The 16,134-nt window shown below is 59.3% G+C and carries 16 protein-coding genes; 5 read left to right on the forward strand and 11 right to left on the reverse strand.

Going from position 1 to position 16,134, the window contains the following annotated elements:
- Nucleotides 1-2: 2 nt before the first annotated feature.
- Nucleotides 3-329 carry a DUF883 family protein gene (locus AACY31_RS23795; protein WP_339482401.1) on the forward strand — a complete coding sequence of 109 codons (327 nt, stop codon included), beginning with the start codon at nucleotides 3-5 and terminating at the stop codon, nucleotides 327-329.
- On the opposite strand, the gene AACY31_RS23800 is transcribed toward AACY31_RS23795, so the two are convergent.
- Entirely contained in the window at nucleotides 302-1,219 is a 918-nt protein-coding gene (locus tag AACY31_RS23800) for a LysR family transcriptional regulator (RefSeq protein ID WP_339482399.1), read from the reverse strand. The two genes, AACY31_RS23795 and AACY31_RS23800, sit on opposite strands and share 28 nt — an antisense overlap.
- Before the next feature lie 112 nt (nucleotides 1,220-1,331).
- On the opposite strand from AACY31_RS23800, the gene trpB reads away from it, so the two are divergent.
- Both trpB and trpA read left to right on the forward strand, forming a co-directional pair.
- Nucleotides 1,332-2,564: a tryptophan synthase subunit beta gene (gene trpB, locus AACY31_RS23805; RefSeq protein ID WP_339482398.1), complete on the forward strand. Its 1,233-nt coding sequence runs from the start codon at nucleotides 1,332-1,334 to the stop codon at nucleotides 2,562-2,564.
- Nucleotides 2,564-3,376, forward strand: a complete 813-nt coding sequence (trpA, locus tag AACY31_RS23810) for a tryptophan synthase subunit alpha (protein ID WP_339492525.1) — start codon at nucleotides 2,564-2,566, stop codon at nucleotides 3,374-3,376. The genes trpB and trpA overlap by 1 nt, the downstream gene beginning before the upstream one ends.
- A 108-nt stretch (nucleotides 3,377-3,484) precedes the next feature.
- Here trpA and AACY31_RS23815 read toward each other — a convergent pair whose 3' ends face one another.
- The 10 genes from AACY31_RS23815 to AACY31_RS23860 form a co-directional block, all read right to left on the reverse strand.
- Entirely contained in the window at nucleotides 3,485-5,446 is a 1,962-nt protein-coding gene (locus tag AACY31_RS23815) for a DUF7844 domain-containing protein (RefSeq protein WP_339492524.1), read from the reverse strand.
- The gene (locus AACY31_RS23820; protein ID WP_003187020.1) at nucleotides 5,443-5,763 is read right to left on the reverse strand and encodes a DUF2388 domain-containing protein; all 321 of its coding nucleotides are present in this window, start codon (nucleotides 5,761-5,763) and stop codon (nucleotides 5,443-5,445) included. The genes AACY31_RS23815 and AACY31_RS23820 overlap by 4 nt, the downstream gene beginning before the upstream one ends.
- A 27-nt stretch (nucleotides 5,764-5,790) precedes the next feature.
- Nucleotides 5,791-6,099: a DUF2388 domain-containing protein gene (locus AACY31_RS23825; RefSeq protein WP_339482392.1), complete on the reverse strand. Its 309-nt coding sequence runs from the start codon at nucleotides 6,097-6,099 to the stop codon at nucleotides 5,791-5,793.
- 106 nt (nucleotides 6,100-6,205) lie between these two features.
- Nucleotides 6,206-6,523 carry a DUF2388 domain-containing protein gene (locus AACY31_RS23830; RefSeq protein WP_339482391.1) on the reverse strand — a complete coding sequence of 106 codons (318 nt, stop codon included), beginning with the start codon at nucleotides 6,521-6,523 and terminating at the stop codon, nucleotides 6,206-6,208.
- Between the two features lie 341 nt (nucleotides 6,524-6,864).
- On the reverse strand, nucleotides 6,865-7,080 hold the full coding sequence (locus tag AACY31_RS23835) for a DUF1127 domain-containing protein (protein WP_339482390.1): 216 nt from the start codon (nucleotides 7,078-7,080) through the stop codon (nucleotides 6,865-6,867).
- Nucleotides 7,081-7,399: 319 nt separating this feature from the next.
- On the reverse strand, nucleotides 7,400-8,893 hold the full coding sequence (locus AACY31_RS23840) for an acetyl-CoA hydrolase/transferase family protein (protein ID WP_339482388.1): 1,494 nt from the start codon (nucleotides 8,891-8,893) through the stop codon (nucleotides 7,400-7,402).
- Between the two features lie 199 nt (nucleotides 8,894-9,092).
- Nucleotides 9,093-10,529 carry an NAD(P)(+) transhydrogenase (Re/Si-specific) subunit beta gene (locus AACY31_RS23845; RefSeq protein WP_339482387.1) on the reverse strand — a complete coding sequence of 479 codons (1,437 nt, stop codon included), beginning with the start codon at nucleotides 10,527-10,529 and terminating at the stop codon, nucleotides 9,093-9,095.
- Complete coding sequence (locus AACY31_RS23850; RefSeq protein WP_003187010.1) at nucleotides 10,529-10,852, reverse strand: NAD(P) transhydrogenase subunit alpha; 324 nt, start codon at nucleotides 10,850-10,852, stop codon at nucleotides 10,529-10,531. The genes AACY31_RS23845 and AACY31_RS23850 overlap by 1 nt, the downstream gene beginning before the upstream one ends.
- A 15-nt stretch (nucleotides 10,853-10,867) precedes the next feature.
- Nucleotides 10,868-11,989 carry a Re/Si-specific NAD(P)(+) transhydrogenase subunit alpha gene (locus tag AACY31_RS23855; protein ID WP_339482386.1) on the reverse strand — a complete coding sequence of 374 codons (1,122 nt, stop codon included), beginning with the start codon at nucleotides 11,987-11,989 and terminating at the stop codon, nucleotides 10,868-10,870.
- 434 nt (nucleotides 11,990-12,423) lie between these two features.
- The gene (locus AACY31_RS23860; RefSeq protein ID WP_339482385.1) at nucleotides 12,424-13,320 is read right to left on the reverse strand and encodes a LysR family transcriptional regulator; all 897 of its coding nucleotides are present in this window, start codon (nucleotides 13,318-13,320) and stop codon (nucleotides 12,424-12,426) included.
- 155 nt (nucleotides 13,321-13,475) lie between these two features.
- Here AACY31_RS23860 and AACY31_RS23865 point away from each other — a divergent pair, with 155 nt between their 5' ends.
- Together AACY31_RS23865 and AACY31_RS23870 are read left to right on the forward strand one after the other, a co-directional pair.
- Nucleotides 13,476-14,657: an acyl-CoA dehydrogenase gene (locus AACY31_RS23865; RefSeq protein ID WP_339482383.1), complete on the forward strand. Its 1,182-nt coding sequence runs from the start codon at nucleotides 13,476-13,478 to the stop codon at nucleotides 14,655-14,657.
- Between the two features lie 13 nt (nucleotides 14,658-14,670).
- Nucleotides 14,671-15,891 (forward strand): CaiB/BaiF CoA transferase family protein, encoded by a 1,221-nt coding sequence (locus AACY31_RS23870; protein WP_339505151.1) that lies wholly within the window; start codon nucleotides 14,671-14,673, stop codon nucleotides 15,889-15,891.
- Nucleotides 15,892-16,134: the final 243 nt, after the last annotated feature.

A 16,134-nucleotide genomic window follows, 5' to 3' on the forward strand; every position in this document is an offset into this window, starting at 1 on the left:
CCATGGCCAGCAATTCGTTACGTAAAGCCTCGTTGCAAAGCATGGAAGCGGAGATCGAGAGTCTGCTTAAGTCGTTGGAGAGCCTGAAGGACGATGCTTCGGACGAGTCGCGTAAGACCCTCAAGTCGCTCAAGGCCAATGCCGAGAACGCCCTGAAACATTCTCGCCATCTGCTCAGCGACGCGTATGAAGAGGTCAAGGTGAAAACCCGTGAAACCGGGATCGCCACACGCGACTATGCGCAGGAGCATCCATGGACCACAGCGGGTGTCGCGGTCGGTGCGCTTGGTTTGCTGGCTGCTTATTTGCTGTGCAAACGCGCAGACTGAGTCGGTTGGCTCAGCTCGTGCCTGAGCCACTGGGCCAATTGCCGAGCGCGTCCATCTGCGGCGCGCTTGGGTAGCCACAACGCCAGTCGCGCCGCCGTTTCATCGAAACCCCACGGCGCGACCAGACGACCGGCGCGCACGTCCTCGGCCACCAGCGGCTCGGGCGCGATCGCCACGCCGAGCCCCGCTACGGCGGCCTCCAGCAAATAATACAGATGCTCGAATCCTTGCCCGAGCTTCAATGCCCCGGGATCAAGGTCATTTTGCTGTGCCCAGGTCGGCCAGGCCTGTGGGCGGGAGGTGGTGTGCAGCAACGACTCGTGCAGCAGCGCGCTGGCCGGTGCGGCCTGCAAACGGGCGAATCCGGCGTAGTGCGGGCTCATCACGGCGCCGATCCGCTCGCTCACCAGCTCATACACCTGCATGTCGGCCGGCCAGGGAGGTTCGGCGAATACCAGCAAGGCGTCCAGTCCTGGTCGCCTGGGGTCCAGATCGCCCTCGCCAGCGGACAGATGCAGGCGCAAATCGGGCAGGTCGGCATTGAGCCTGCCCAGGCGGGGAATAAACCAGCGTGCCAGCAAACTTCCCGAGCAGCCCAGGACAAACGGGGCATCGGCCGTACTTTGCGTCAGCTCTGCACAAACACCACGCAGTCGCTCGAACGCATCGGCGCTGACATCGCGCAGGCGCATGCCGGCATCTGTGAGTTTCAGGCCGCGCCCATCCTTGGCGAACAGACTGACACCTAAATGCTCTTCCAGCACCTTCAGCTGTCGACTTACAGCGCCATGGGTGACGTGCAGCTGTTCGGCCGCCTGGCTTACGCTGTTCAGGCGGGCGGTGGCCTCGAAGGCGCGCAAGGCATTGAGGGGGGGAAGGTCGTGGCTCATGTTATTTGTGAGTTTTTCTGACAGGTTGTGGCGATCTTATCGGTTTTCAGCCGGGGATGTCAGGGGTAGAGTGAACCTCATTGTCTTTCAATGCATTTGCTTGGAGCGCCCGATGACCCAGTCTACGACCCCTTTCAACCTGCGCAGCGGTCCCGATGCCAACGGCCTGTTCGGTGCCTTCGGTGGCCGCTATGTGGCCGAAACCCTGATGCCGCTGATCCTCGATCTGGCCCGCGAATACGAAGTGGCGAAGGAAGATCCGGCGTTCCTCGAAGAATTGGCCTACTTCCAGCGCGATTACGTCGGTCGTCCGAGCCCGCTCTACTTCGCCGAGCGCCTGACCGAATACTGCGGCGGCGCCAAGATCTATCTCAAGCGTGAAGAGCTGAACCACACCGGCGCGCACAAGATCAACAACTGCATCGGCCAGATCCTGCTGGCGCGACGCATGGGCAAGAAACGCATCATCGCCGAGACCGGCGCCGGCATGCACGGTGTGGCCACCGCCACTGTCGCCGCACGTTTTGGCCTCGAGTGCGTGATCTACATGGGCACCACCGACATCGAGCGCCAGCAGGCCAACGTGTTCCGCATGAAGCTGCTGGGCGCTGAAGTGATCCCGGTGGTCGCCGGTACCGGTACGCTGAAGGATGCAATGAACGAGGCCCTGCGTGACTGGGTCACCAACGTTGACAGCACGTTCTACCTGATCGGTACGGTGGCTGGCCCGCATCCGTATCCGGCGATGGTGCGTGACTTCCAGGCCGTGATCGGCAAGGAAACCCGCGAGCAGTTGCAAGCCCAGGAAGGTCGCCTGCCGGATAGCCTGGTGGCGTGCATCGGCGGCGGCTCCAACGCCATGGGTCTGTTCCACCCGTTCCTGGACGACAAGAGTGTCGAGATCATCGGCGTCGAAGCCGCCGGTTATGGCATCGAGACCGGTAAGCATGCGGCGAGCCTGAACGGCGGCGTCCCCGGTGTACTGCACGGCAACCGCACCTTCCTGTTGCAGGACGACGACGGTCAGATCATCGACGCTCATTCGATTTCCGCGGGTCTCGACTACCCCGGCATCGGTCCGGAACACGCCTGGTTGCACGACATTGGCCGCGTCCAGTACACCTCGGTGACCGACGCCGAAGCCCTGGAAGCCTTTCACAAATGCTGCCGACTGGAAGGGATCATTCCTGCATTGGAAAGTGCCCATGCCCTGGCGGAAGTGTTCAAACGCGCACCCAACCTGCCGAAAGATCACTTGATGGTGGTCAACCTGTCCGGTCGTGGCGACAAAGACATGCAAACCGTGATGCACCACATGGAACAGTCCCAGCAGGAGAAACACTGATGAGCCGCCTGCAAACCCGCTTTGCCGAACTCAAGGAACAGAACCGCGCTGCGCTGGTGACTTTTGTCACGGCTGGCGACCCGGACTACGACACCTCTTTGGCAATCCTCAAGGGCCTGCCCGCGGCCGGTGCCGATGTGATCGAGCTGGGCATGCCGTTCACCGACCCGATGGCCGACGGCCCGGCGATCCAGTTGGCGAATATTCGTGCCTTGGGCGCCCAGCAGAACCTGGCGAAAACCCTGCAGATGGTTCGTGAGTTCCGCAAAGAAAACGGCGAGACACCGCTGGTGCTGATGGGGTACTTCAACCCGATCCACCGTTATGGCGTACAACGTTTCATTGGCGAGGCGCTGGACTCTGGCGTGGATGGTCTGATCGTTGTAGACATGCCGCCCGAGCACAACAGCGAGCTGTGCGAACCGGCCCAGGCAGCGGGCCTGGACTTCATCCGCCTGACCACGCCAACCACCGACGACGTGCGTTTGCCAACGGTGCTCGATGGCAGTTCGGGCTTTGTATATTACGTGTCGGTGGCGGGTGTGACCGGTGCCGGTGCCGCGACGCTGGAGCACGTGGAAGAAGCCGTGGCGCGCTTGCGTCGCCACACCGATTTGCCAATCAGCATTGGTTTCGGAATTCGTACGCCGGAGCAGGCTGCGGCCATCGCACGATTGGCTGATGGGGTAGTGGTTGGCTCGGCGCTGATTGACCATATCGCCAATGCCGATACCTCGGAGCAGGCGATTGATGGCGTGTTGAGCTTGTGTGCCGCCCTGGCTGATGGTGTGCGCAAGGCGCGTGTCAGCTGATTGTTGATTTGACTGGCGGCACGTAGAAAGGGGTTCAGAACGTGGTTCTGAACCCCTTTTTTATTGCTTCATGCGTGATTCCAGGCGCTGCGCTTGAGGGCGTGCTCGTCAGGGCAATTCCAACCCGCCCCCGGCCTTGTGCAGCTTGCGTAAATGTTCGCCGATCGCTTTCACATTGGCCTCGCTCGCAGCAATTTCAGCGGCGCGACTCGGCTCAAGCAAAGCCCTGACTTCCTTGTCCAGGTCGCCTGTCAGCGTTTGAAGCTGTTTCTGACGCAAGCTGCTTTGCGATTCCAGGCGTTGCCACTCACTGGGTTGCGGCAAGCCGTAGCCGCTGCTGCCCAGCAGTTCGGCCGGACGGCTCAGGAAACCGCTGTTGGCAAGGATCTGCTGCAACGTCGCGTTAGCCTTTTCCATGCCGCCATTCTGCAATTCACGGGCTCCGAGGTAACGCTGTTTGACTTCATCCTGCGCCAACAACAGTTGCCGACGATAACTGGCCTGTTCCAGCAGCAACAGCGCCGCGCTGGTGCGCAGGTTGGCCCGTTCGAACCAGACGCGGCGTTCGGCGGCGTTCAGGGCCAGCCAGTCTTCCACCGTTTGCTGCTTGATCGGCAGATACTTCTTCAGCACATCGAACATGGCCTGGTACCGCTCGCGGAATGAGTCGAAGCGGTAGCCCAGGCGCAAAGCTTCCTTGGGATCATCCAGCACGCTGGTGTCCGCCAGTCCCCGGCCCTTGAGGACTTCCAACAAACCGTTGGGCAGGATGCTGTCCAGGCCCTTGAGCTGTTCGTTATTGCTGCCGCTGCGCAGCAGCTTCAAGCTTTCCACTGCGCAGTTATTGGACAGGAAGTAATAGTTGCCGTCGTAACTCCAATGCATTTCGGCGGCGTGTTCGACCGTCTCCTCGATCTCAGTGCGCGACAGGTTCAGCGGCACCGATGCCAGGCTGCGCAGTTCGGTCTTGGTGTATTCATCGATCACCTGCGCCAACGGCAAGACGAACAGGCGCGACGGATATTTGCCTACCAGCCCATCCCAACTCGATAGCTGCACATCGCCCACGAAGGCGCGGTATGACAGCACCAGGTGTTGGTCCAGATCCAGTCGGCAGTTCGGGCCACGTGGGCGACTCGGTGCACAGATCACCAGCCGGAGCATGCTGTGGCCCCAGCGGCTCACCCAGTTCTGATTGGCTTCGGCCAGCAGGTAATCAATGGCATAGACCCGCTCTGGATCGACCTTGCCCAGTGGCGTCTTGGCGAAGTCGTTTCCGGCGTTGAGGAACGCGAACGATTTGGCGCAGGTGTCCTTGACGGCGGGTGCCCAACCGAAGTGTTCCTGGTAATAGCGATACAGGGCGGGGCGTCGGCAGGCGTAGCTCGGGTCCAGGAGAAAGTACTCCATGTTGACCGCGACGAACTCCTTGGGGCTGCTCGTTTCATAGAGATCCGGGCTGCGGGCAACTTGGCGGTTGTGCTGTTCCCGCTCACCGCGCCGGCCGACGTATTGCGGCCAGCCGGCGAGGTCCAGTAAGCGCGGATCATCACTGAGGGTGAAACGGCGGTCGTTCTGGCCCCGGCATTCATCGGGAAGACCGATCAGCCCGACGCTGCTGTTGTGTCGAGTGCAACGCTGGATCAGCGTACGCTCGGCATCTGGCCATAGGCGTGAGCGGTCATAAATGTGGGTCAGTTCGTGCAGGACGGTGGCGAGCATTTCCCGCCGTACGGTGCCGTGGGGGCGATGGGTCTTTTGCGTCGCGGCGCTGCCGTCGACAAGGCTGTCGAGCAGGTTGCTATTGAGGTCCAGTTGCGACACCAGCGAGGCCTGCCCGTAGGCGTTGGCGGGCATCTGGTCGGTCCAGCCGACATCGATGCGTCGGTCCAGCCGCTCGATGAAGCGCGGTGGCAGCGTCTGCATGGCTTCATCGAGCAGCGCTTGGCTGGCCTGCTGTTGCGCCGGGCTCAGTCCTTCGACATTGAGGTGCAATTGCAGGCCGGCCTGGGCCATGCTGCCCGTGAGCAGCAAGACCCCGGCCGCCAGCCAGGCGGCGAACCGCCTCACAATGCGAGGATGGCTTCGGCGAGAACCTGGTCACTGGCGTCGCGGGCTTCCGGCACGCGGGTGCGCAAGGTGTCGAAGGCGGCCTCGAGATGAGCGCCACGAATTTCACCATTGCTAGCGACAAAACTGGCTGCGTCGTCGTGGGCTTCGCGGACGATTTTTGAATCACGGATGGAGGTGGTGGTGTCGGAGGTGAAATCAATCGTGCGCTGGGAAGCGCGAACGATGATGTTACTGGTGGCTACCAGGGTGTGTGCCTGGGCCACATCGGCCAACACCAGCAGGCCTAGGGCGGCAGCAATCAGCGGGCTACGCATGGAACGACTCCGGAGAAATAGGGATAACTATTGGACGAGAATTGCCTGTGCCAGTTCAAGGTCGCTGACGTGAAGTTTTGGCTGGGTCCGGCGCAGGTAATCCAGGGCCGATTCCAGTTGTGCACCTCGCAACTGCCCGTCGCTGGCGATGAAGGCTGCAGCGTCATCGTGAGCGGCGACGATCAGTTTATGGTCGAAGGGCGCGGAGGTCACCATGCTCGTGGCATAGCCACTGACCACCACTTGCTGGGTGGACACATCGAAAGCATGGGCTGGGACTGACCAGCAAAAAACTACAAAGAAAGACGCTAAGAACAGATCTGAGTAAGAGCGCATGGGACTCGATGGTTGATGGCGAGTCTGAAGGCTAGCGCAAACCTGCGGGCCAGAGCCAGTGTTGAAACATCGGAACACCATTTGGCGCCCGATGTTTCATGTTGCATCAGATCACCAGGATAGCTTGGGCCAGCTGTGCATCGGTGGCGTTGAGCTGTGGTGCCTGCTGGCGGATGTAATCCAGGGCACTCTCCAGTTTCACACCCCGGATGGCGCCCTCGCTGGCCACGAAGCTGGCGGCGTCATCACGGGCGGCTTGAACGATCTTGTTGTCCCGCAGTGATGAGGTTGCATCGGAAGTCACGTCGGACGTGGCCTTGAGTGCGCCGACGATCGAGTCAGTGGTAACGACAAAGCTGCTGGCGTTGGAGTGGGCGGCTACGGCCAGCAGGGCAACTGTGCTGAGCAGGCGAAGACGAATCATGAGGAAACTCCTTGAAGGATGAGGTGATGCCAGTGCGTGTAGCTGGAAGAGGAGACGCATGCTCGACTCGCTTCGCCACGTTCGCATTGATATTAGGATAGAACGCGTTGGGTGACAGCCCTTTGCGGCAATCATCGGCAGCATGATGCACGCATTGAGCGCTACGGCTCAAGATTAACTGTACTGGTATGTTTTTATTTTACCCTGAACTGTTTTATCTCCGGTCTTCCAAAAAACAGGCGCGGAAACGACAAGACCCGTCGCGGTTTCCCGCGACGGGTCTTGTTTGTTCAATTCGGTGCTGGCGGTGGACCCGGTGGGTCAGGGCCAGCGACGCTGAGTTAGCGCCAGAACGGCTTGCTCAGCTCTTCGTAACGTTGTGCTTCGCTGATACCGGCGTCAGCCAGCAGGCGCGAATCCAGACGAGCCAGTTGGTGACGGCTGGTGATGCGGCGCTGCCACAACATCAGGTTAGCGATAACGCGAAGAGGCAGGGAAGCCTGGTTTTTTTCAGCTTTGTCTTCGAAAAACAGCTCGGAACTGAGTGTACGTTCCATGGTTGACATCCTTCCGCTTGTGGCGGGATTAGGTAGTGGTTTAACTGGTGCCCATGATCCTCTCGTTTGGCCAGTCTCTCTAGATACAGTTCACCTGTATTGTGAGAGACCAGTTAACTGTTAAAGAGCAGTGTACTGGTCAATATTGAGGCAACTGTACCTGTCTGCGCGATATTGGTGCGTTATAGGTGGTTGGCTGATGTTTTGTGGGAAAAGACTGTAAGAAAACACCGGTACAGCAGTACAGTTTTTGTCAGACTTGGCGCTAGCGACAGGCTTCGCTCAAAACTGTATTTGCAATAGGGGGGATCCAGCGGTATCAGACGGCCAACATGCGCCCGGTTTCTTCGAGGTTCAGGTGCCAACTCAGTGCATCGCGCAGGATATGCGGGGTATGCCCACCCAGGGCGCACGCTGCTTCGAAATATTCATTCAACGCTTGGCGGTAGGACGGGTGCACGCAGTTGTCGATGACCACTCGTGCCCGCTCCCTTGGTGCCAGGCCCCGGAGGTCGGCCAGGCCGATCTCGGTCACCAGGATGTCGACATCGTGCTCGGTATGGTCCACGTGGCTGACCATCGGTACGACACTGGAAATGGCACCGCCCTTGGCAATCGACTTGGTGACGAAAATCGCCAAGTGGGCGTTGCGGGCGAAATCCCCCGAACCGCCGATGCCATTCATCATCCGAGTGCCGCAGATGTGGGTGGAGTTGACGTTGCCGTACAGGTCGAATTCCAGCGCGGTGTTGATACCGATGATGCCTAGGCGGCGCACGACCTCGGGATGGTTGGAGATCTCCTGTGGGCGCAGGACCAGTTTGTCCTTATATCTTTCCAGATTTCCGAATACTTCGGCGTTGCGTCGACTCGACAGCGTGATAGAGCTGCCGGAGGCGAAGCTCAGCTTGCCAGCGTCGATCAAGTCAAATGTCGAGTCCTGCAGGACCTCGGAATACATGGTCAGGTCTTCGAACGGGGAATCGATCAACCCGCACATCACAGCGTTGGCGATGTTGCCGATCCCGGCCTGCAACGGCCCGAGCTTGTTGGTCATGCGCCCGGCCGCAACTTCCTGCTTGAAGAAGTCGATCAGGTGATCGGCGATGGCCTGGGTGTCGCTGTCCGGAGGCGCGACGGTCGAAGGCGAGTCCCCTTGGTTGGTGATGACAATGGCGGCAATTTTTTCCGGTGGTATCGGGATAGCGGGACTGCCAATACGGTCGTCGACTTTCACCAGGGGGATTGGGGTGCGGGTCGGACGATAGGTCGGGATGTAGATGTCGTGCAGCCCTTCCAGGTTCGGGTTGTGGGCCATATTGATCTCGATGATCACTTGCCGGGCGAAGATGGCGAAACTGGCCGAGTTACCCACCGATGTGGTCGGTACGATATGCCCTTGTTCGGTGATGGCCACCGCTTCGATCACAGCAATATCGGGCAGCTTGAGCTGGCCGTTGCGCAGTTGTTCGACGGTCTCCGAGAGATGTTGGTCGATGAACATCACCTCGCCTGCGTTGATCGCCTTGCGCAATGTGCTGTCGACCTGGAATGGCATGCGTCGCGCCAGCACGCCGGCCTCAGTGAGTTCCTTGTCGAGGTCGTTGCCCAGGCTCGCACCCGTCATCAGGCTGATTTTCAGCGGAGTGACCTTGGCGCGCTCAGCCAGGGCGTGGGGCACTGCTTTCGCTTCTCCGGCGCGGGTAAAACCGCTCATGCCGACGGTCATGCCGTCCTGAATCAACAAGGCTGCTTCGGCAGCACTCATCACTTTATCCAATAACGAAGGCAAGCGGATGCGATCACGGTACATAGGTTGTTATCTCGGGCTGGAAAGCAAGATGCGCAGTCTAGTGAATTCGCGCTGTGCCCGACCCGCTACAAAGGTCGCATTTAAGGCCTCTATTACGAGTGTTTCAGGCAAAACATTATTACCGGATCGGTAACGTTCGGCCTTGATACAAATCAAAACGCCCCGACAAGTCGGGGCGTTTATGGTGAAGCCGTGAGCGCTATTCCACCGCTTTGACCATGTCTTCGATGACCTTCTTGGCGTCACCGAACACCATCATGGTCTTGTCCAGGTAGAACAGTTCGTTGTCCAGGCCGGCATAACCGCTGGCCATCGAGCGCTTGTTGACGATGATGGTCTTGGCTTTGAAGGCTTCGAGGATCGGCATGCCGGCAATCGGCGACTTCGGATCGTTCTTCGCCGCCGGGTTGACCACGTCGTTGGCGCCCAGTACCAGCACCACGTCGGCCTGGCCGAACTCGGAGTTGATGTCTTCCATCTCGAACACCTGGTCGTAAGGCACTTCGGCCTCGGCCAGCAGGACGTTCATATGCCCGGGCATGCGACCGGCCACTGGGTGGATCGCGTATTTGACGGTCACGCCGTGGTGGGTCAGCTTCTCGGTCAGCTCTTTGAGCGCGTGCTGCGCCCGTGCCACCGCCAGGCCATAGCCTGGCACGATGATCACCGTGTCGGCGTTGGTCAGCAGGAAGGTCGCGTCGTCAGCCGAGCCAGATTTCACTGGGCGGGCTTCTGTGGAGCCTGCCGGGCCGGCAGCATCTGCTGTGTTGCCGAAACCGCCGAGCAATACGTTGAAGAACGAGCGGTTCATCGCCTTGCACATGATGTACGACAGGATCGCACCGCTCGAACCTACCAACGAACCGGCAATGATCAGCATCGAGTTATTCAGCGAGAAGCCAATACCCGCCGCGGCCCAACCGGAATAACTGTTGAGCATCGAGACCACCACGGGCATGTCCGCGCCGCCGATCGGGATGATGATCAGCACGCCCAGGACAAAGGCCAGGGCCAGCATCAAGGCGAACGCGCCGAGGTTGCCGGTGAACATGAAGGTCAGGCCCAGGCCCAGCGTTGCCAGGCCCAGGATCAGGTTGAGCTTGTGCTGGCCGCCAAACTGTACCGGTGCGCCCTGGAACAGGCGGAACTTGTATTTGCCCGAGAGCTTGCCGAACGCAATTACCGAACCGGAGAAGGTGATCGCGCCAATGGCGGCGCCGAGGAACAGTTCCAGGCGGTTGCCGGCCGGAATCGAGTCACCGAGCTGTTTGACGATGCCCAGGGACTGAGGCTCGACGACCGCCGCGATGGCAATGAACACTGCCGCCAGGCCGATCATGCTGTGCATGAACGCCACGAGCTCCGGCATCTTGGTCATCTCGACGCGCTTGGCCATGATTGAGCCGGCGGTGCCGCCGACCAGCAAGCCGACGATGACGTAGCCAATGCCGGCAGTGGCCAGCTCAGCACCGAGCTTATAGATCAGGCCCACGGTAGTGAGCACCGCCAGCGCCATGCCGAGCATGCCGAACAGGTTGCCTCGGCGTGAGGTGGTGGGGTGAGACAGGCCTTTGAGGGCCTGGATAAAGCAGACGGACGCGATCAGGTAGAGCGTCGTTACCAGGTTCATGCTCATTACTTGGGCGCCTCTTCTTTTACGGCTTTCGGGGCTTTTTTCTTGAACATCTCAAGCATACGGCGCGTCACCAGGAAGCCACCGAATACGTTCACTGCGGCGAGGGCCACGGCGAGGGTGCCCATGGTCTTGCCCAACGGGGTCACGGTCAGCGCGGCGGCAAGCATGGCGCCGACGATCACGATGGCCGAAATGGCGTTGGTCACGGCCATCAGTGGTGTGTGCAGCGCGGGTGTTACGTTCCAGACCACGTGGTAACCGACATAAATCGCCAGCACGAAGATGATCAGGTTGTAGATACCGGGGGAGATAAGCTCTTCCATTGTCTGAATCCCTGCTTAGGCGTTTTTGCGGATGACCTGGCCGTCGCGGCACATCAGGCACGCGGCGACGATGTCGTCTTCCAGGTTCACGTCGAACTGACCTTCCTTGGTGAAGACCAGCTTCAGGAAGTCCAGCAGGTTACGGGCGTACAGCGCCGAAGCATCGGCCGCGACTTCACCGGCAAGGTTGGTCGGACCGCAAATGGTCACGCCATTTTCGATCACCACCTGATCGGCCACGGTCAGCGGGCAGTTACCGCCCTGGGCTGCCGCGAGGTCGATGACCACCGAGCCGGGTTTCATCTGCGCGACGGTTTCGGCGCTCAGCAGCGTTGGTGCCTTGCGGCCCGGAATCAATGCGGTGGTGATGACGATGTCAGCCTGCTTGGCGCGCTCGTGCACCGCTTGGGCCTGGCGCTGCATCCAGCTGGCCGGCATCGGCCGGGCGTAACCGCCGACGCCGACGGCGCATTCACGCTCTTCGTCGGTTTCGTAAGGCACGTCGACGAACTTGGCGCCGAGGGACTCGATTTGTTCCTTGACCGCCGGACGCACATCCGAGGCCTCGATCACCGCTCCCAGGCGCTTGGCCGTTGCGATGGCCTGCAAGCCTGCCACACCTGCGCCGAGAATCAGCACGCGCGCCGCTTTTACGGTGCCTGCGGCGGTCATCAGCATCGGCATGAAGCGTGGGTAATGGTGAGCGGCCAGCAACACAGCTTTATAGCCGGCAATGTTCGCCTGCGACGACAACACATCGAGACTCTGCGCCCGCGAGGTGCGCGGCGCCGCTTCGAGGGCGAACGCGGTAATGCCGCACTCGGCCATCTTGGCAATGGTTTCGTTGTTGAACGGGTTGAGCATGCCCACCAGCACCGTACCGTGCTTGATCAGCGTCAGTTCGGTATCGCTCGGGGCGATCACTTTGAGAATCAGCTCGGCCCCGAATGCATCACTGGCACTGCCAATGGTTGCGCCCGCCGCCTCATAGGCACTGTCGATGACGCTGGCCTTGATACCGGCGCCGCTTTGAACAGTGACTTTATGGCCTTGGCCGATCAGCTTCTTGATGGTTTCCGGGGTAGCAGCAACCCGTGTTTCACCCGTTTGGGTTTCGAGGGGAACACCAATGTGCACGTCAAATCTCCTGCGTGATCTTATTGAGTAAACCCAGGCACTTCGGATGGTGCGGCTGGGGCGGCCGATCAGCACGATCCCGCCAAACCAGGCGGGGCGCGGCATTTTGCAGGCGAAAATTCAGCCCTTCAAGGGATTATGACGGGTGACGGAAAATTAACTACAAGTCACCCTGTGACCGAATGTCGCAATTATCGATCGGCATCCCTTGTAGGCCGTGCTTTCCAAGGATTCAGGTTCAAATTGACAATTTTTCCCATGGGCCAGATGAATAGGCTCTGATGCGCTGCGCAATATGGCTCAAAGCCATGTATTTAAACGCTTTGGAGACTACTGTACGGCCTTCATAACAGAATGACTGGATGCGACATAAACTTATATCTGTAGCGACTTATGTTAGTTGACTACCTAAGGCAGTCTTAGGCTTTTCCTTGTTAATCAAGGAGATAGTTAGTTGCCTGGTTCACGAGCCAATCGCGAAAAGCCCGAAGAGAGGCGGATTCAACCTTTCGTTCCGGAATCATCAGGTAGTAGGCCTTGACGCTCGATAGCGCGCTACGGTTGGCCACGACCAGTCGTTTCTCTGCCAGTTCGCGCTGAATCAAGAAGGGCGGAATCAGCGCAATGCCCATGTCGTGCATGGCTGCCTGGGCAAGCATGGAGAATAGTTCATAACGCGGACCTGTCAGGTCTCGTGCAATGTTCAGGTTCTGGGCGTTGAACCACTGGCGCCACGCATACGGGCGAGTGGTCTGCTGGAGCAAGGGCAATTCGGCGATGGCTTCTGGTGTCAGGCTCGTCCGGTCTCCCAGTAAGGTAGGGCTGCATACCGGCATCGGATTTTCGCCCATCAATTTGTGGGATTCGGTACCGGACCAGTCCGCATCGCCAAAATAGATGGCGGCATCAAACTCTGTGTCCGCAAAGAGAAAGGGCCGTGTGCGGTTGGTCAGGTTGACGGTGACTTCCGGATGCTGCTGCTGAAAATCCTTGAGGCGTGGTAGCAGCCATTGAGTGCCGAAGGTTGGAACCACGGCCAGTTCGATCACGTTCGCACCGGTGTGCCCCATCACTGAAAGAGCGTCGCGCTCGACGGCATCCAGTTGGGTGGCAACTCGACGGCTGTAGGAAAGGCCGGCTTCGGTCAGTTTGACGCCTCGGCGTGAGCGTCTGAAAAGCTCCACGCTGAGGAAGTCTTCCAGGCTGGCGATCTGTCGACAGATAGCACCTTGCGTAAGAGAAAGCTCATGCGCCGCCTTGGTGAAGCTCTCATGACGTGCAGCGGCCTCGAAACTGATCAGGGCGGTGGTGCTGGGGATTTTACGGCGCATGTACGCAGCCTCACACAATGTCGGCATAAACGGGGTTTACGGCGATTACGGAGTGAGAAATTAGCACAAGATAGTGCGTAATCCTCGTTTGCCCTTGTAGGAAAGCGCGCCTAGGATCAATCCACGATTTCCATTTAATTGGCGAGGACTCTTTCATGGCCGGTAAAGCGAGCTTCAACTGGATCGATCCATTGTTGCTGGATCAGCAGCTCACCGAAGAAGAGCGCATGATCCGCGACACTGCTGAGCAGTTCGCCCAGCAGAAACTCGCGCCGCGGGTGCTGGAAGCGTTCCGTCATGAGAAGACCGATCCGGCGATTTTCCGCGAGATGGGTGAAGTCGGCCTGCTGGGGGCAACCATTCCTGAACAGTACGGCGGCAGTGGGCTGAATTACGTCAGCTATGGCCTGATCGCTCGTGAGGTCGAGCGCGTCGATTCCGGTTATCGCTCAATGATGAGCGTGCAGTCCTCGCTGGTCATGGTCCCGATCAATGAGTTCGGGACTGAGGCACAAAAACAGAAGTATCTGCCAAAGCTGGCGTCTGGTGAATGGATCGGCTGCTTTGGTCTGACCGAGCCGAACCATGGTTCCGACCCGGGCGCGATGATTACTCGGGCGCGCAAGGTGGACGGTGGCTACAGCCTGACGGGTAGCAAAATGTGGATCACTAACAGTCCGATCGCAGACGTCTTTGTCGTCTGGGGTAAAGACGACGCCGGCGATATCCGCGGCTTCGTCCTCGAGAAAGGCTGGAAGGGGCTGAGTGCGCCGGCCATTCACGGCAAGGTCGGGCTGCGTGCCTCGATCACTGGCGAAATCGTGATGGACAACGTATTCGTTCCGGAAGAGAACATCTTTCCGGATGTCCGTGGTCTGAAAGGCCCCTTTACTTGCTTGAACTCGGCGCGTTATGGCATCTCCTGGGGGGCCTTGGGAGCCGCTGAGTTCTGCTGGCATACCGCTCGCCAGTACACGCTGGACCGCCAGCAGTTTGGGCGTCCGCTGGCAGCCAATCAGTTGATCCAGAAGAAGCTCGCCGATATGCAGACCGAAATCACGCTGGCCCTGCAGGGATGCCTGCGTCTGGGGCGTATGAAAGATGAAGGCACGGCGGCGGTCGAGATCACCTCGATCATGAAGCGCAACTCCTGCGGCAAATCCCTGGATATTGCCCGTATGGCGAGGGACATGCTGGGCGGCAACGGTATTTCCGATGAGTTCGGCATTGCTCGTCATCTCGTGAACCTGGAGGTCGTAAACACCTACGAAGGCACGCATGACGTTCATGCGCTGATCCTGGGGCGTGCGCAAACCGGTATCCAGGCGTTCTATTAATAGGGGAACGTTCATGGGCGCGCTTTCGCATCTGCGGGTATTGGATTTATCGAGGGTCCTGGCCGGGCCGTGGGCCGGGCAGATCCTGGCGGACCTGGGGGCTGATGTCATCAAGGTCGAGCGCCCCGGCAATGGTGACGACACGCGCGCCTGGGGCCCGCCTTTCCTGAAGGATGCCCGAGGTGAGAACACGACCGAGGCTGCTTACTATCTGTCGGCCAATCGCAATAAGCAGTCGGTGACCATCGATTTCACGCGTCCAGAGGGGCAACGGTTGGTGCGAGAGCTGGCGGCCAAGTCCGATATCCTGATCGAAAACTTCAAGGTTGGCGGGCTGGCGGCTTATGGTCTGGACTACGCGTCGCTAAAGGCGATCAATCCGCAATTGATCTATTGCTCAATCACCGGATTTGGCCAGACAGGCCCTTATGCCAAGCGCGCTGGGTATGACTTCATGATTCAGGGGTTGGGAGGCTTGATGAGCCTGACTGGCCGCCCTGAGGGTGATGAGGGGGCGGGGCCGGTGAAGGTTGGGGTCGCGCTGACGGATGTCCTCACGGGGCTGTATTCGACTGCTGCTATTTTGGCGGCGCTGGCGCATCGTGATCATGCCGGTGGCGGGCAGCACATCGATATGGCCTTGCTGGATGTCCAAGTGGCTTGCCTGGCCAATCAGGCGATGAATTACCTGACCACAGGTAATGCGCCGAAGCGGTTGGGTAATGCTCATCCGAACATCGTGCCTTATCAGGATTTTCCTACGGCTGATGGCGATTTCATCCTTACGGTGGGTAATGACGGCCAGTTCCGGAGGTTCGCTGAGGTTGCCGGTCAACCGCAGTGGGCTGACGACCCGCGTTTTGCCACAAACAAGCTGCGAGTGGCGAATCGGGCGGTGTTGATTCCATTGATCCGTCAGGCGACGGTGTTCAAGACCACCGCCGAGTGGGTGGCTCAGTTGGAGCAGGCGGGTGTGCCGTGTGGGCCAATCAACGACCTTGCCCAGGTGTTTGCCGATCCTCAGGTGCAGGCGCGCGGATTGGCAATGCAATTGCCTCACGTATTGGCTGGTAGCGTGCCGCAGGTGGCCAGCCCGATTCGACTCTCCGAGACGCCAGTTGAATATCGCAATGCACCCCCTTTATTAGGGGAGCATACGCTGGAGGTGCTGCAGCGAGTATTGGGGCTGGACGAAGCGGCGGTGACGGCCTTCAGAGAAGCGGGGGTTCTTTGAGTTCCCTCTTCTATATAGAGAGAGGTGGTTCTTAAGGGCGAAAGCAGTGGATTTGCCAGTGTTGCGCAACTTATTGATAGAAAAGCGGAATTAATGATTGACGGCAGATTCTGGAAGTCTATAATTCGCCCCACTTCCGGCGCAGTCGAAACGGAAAACTCCTTGAGATTCAATGAGTTAAGTAGGTTTCGAAAGTGTTGGGCTTCAGGTCATCGAAGTCCGGAAGGAGCGGATAGAGCAGTG

It is taken from the genome of Pseudomonas sp. RL_105y_Pfl2_101, assembly GCF_963970585.1.
In the GTDB taxonomy this organism is placed as follows: Bacteria; Pseudomonadota; Gammaproteobacteria; order Pseudomonadales; family Pseudomonadaceae; genus Aquipseudomonas.

Bases quoted from the DNA above. Each gene is read 5' to 3' on its own strand.
- trpB (WP_339482398.1), top strand. From the start codon at position 1,332: ATGACCCAGTCTACGACCCCTTTCAACCTGCGCAGCGGTCCCGATGCC.
- AACY31_RS23800 (WP_339482399.1), bottom strand. From the start codon at position 1,219: ATGAGCCACGACCTTCCCCCCCTCAATGCCTTGCGCGCCTTCGAGGCC.
- AACY31_RS23865 (WP_339482383.1), top strand. From the start codon at position 13,476: ATGGCCGGTAAAGCGAGCTTCAACTGGATCGATCCATTGTTGCTGGAT.
- AACY31_RS23860 (WP_339482385.1), bottom strand. From the start codon at position 13,320: ATGCGCCGTAAAATCCCCAGCACCACCGCCCTGATCAGTTTCGAGGCC.
- AACY31_RS23870 (WP_339505151.1), top strand. From the start codon at position 14,671: ATGGGCGCGCTTTCGCATCTGCGGGTATTGGATTTATCGAGGGTCCTG.
- AACY31_RS23845 (WP_339482387.1), bottom strand. From the start codon at position 10,529: ATGAGCATGAACCTGGTAACGACGCTCTACCTGATCGCGTCCGTCTGC.
- AACY31_RS23835 (WP_339482390.1), bottom strand. From the start codon at position 7,080: ATGGAACGTACACTCAGTTCCGAGCTGTTTTTCGAAGACAAAGCTGAA.
- trpA (WP_339492525.1), top strand. From the start codon at position 2,564: ATGAGCCGCCTGCAAACCCGCTTTGCCGAACTCAAGGAACAGAACCGC.
- AACY31_RS23850 (WP_003187010.1), bottom strand. From the start codon at position 10,852: ATGGAAGAGCTTATCTCCCCCGGTATCTACAACCTGATCATCTTCGTG.
- AACY31_RS23830 (WP_339482391.1), bottom strand. From the start codon at position 6,523: ATGATTCGTCTTCGCCTGCTCAGCACAGTTGCCCTGCTGGCCGTAGCC.
- AACY31_RS23840 (WP_339482388.1), bottom strand. From the start codon at position 8,893: ATGTACCGTGATCGCATCCGCTTGCCTTCGTTATTGGATAAAGTGATG.
- AACY31_RS23795 (WP_339482401.1), top strand. From the start codon at position 3: ATGGCCAGCAATTCGTTACGTAAAGCCTCGTTGCAAAGCATGGAAGCG.
- AACY31_RS23820 (WP_003187020.1), bottom strand. From the start codon at position 5,763: ATGCGTAGCCCGCTGATTGCTGCCGCCCTAGGCCTGCTGGTGTTGGCC.
- AACY31_RS23825 (WP_339482392.1), bottom strand. From the start codon at position 6,099: ATGCGCTCTTACTCAGATCTGTTCTTAGCGTCTTTCTTTGTAGTTTTT.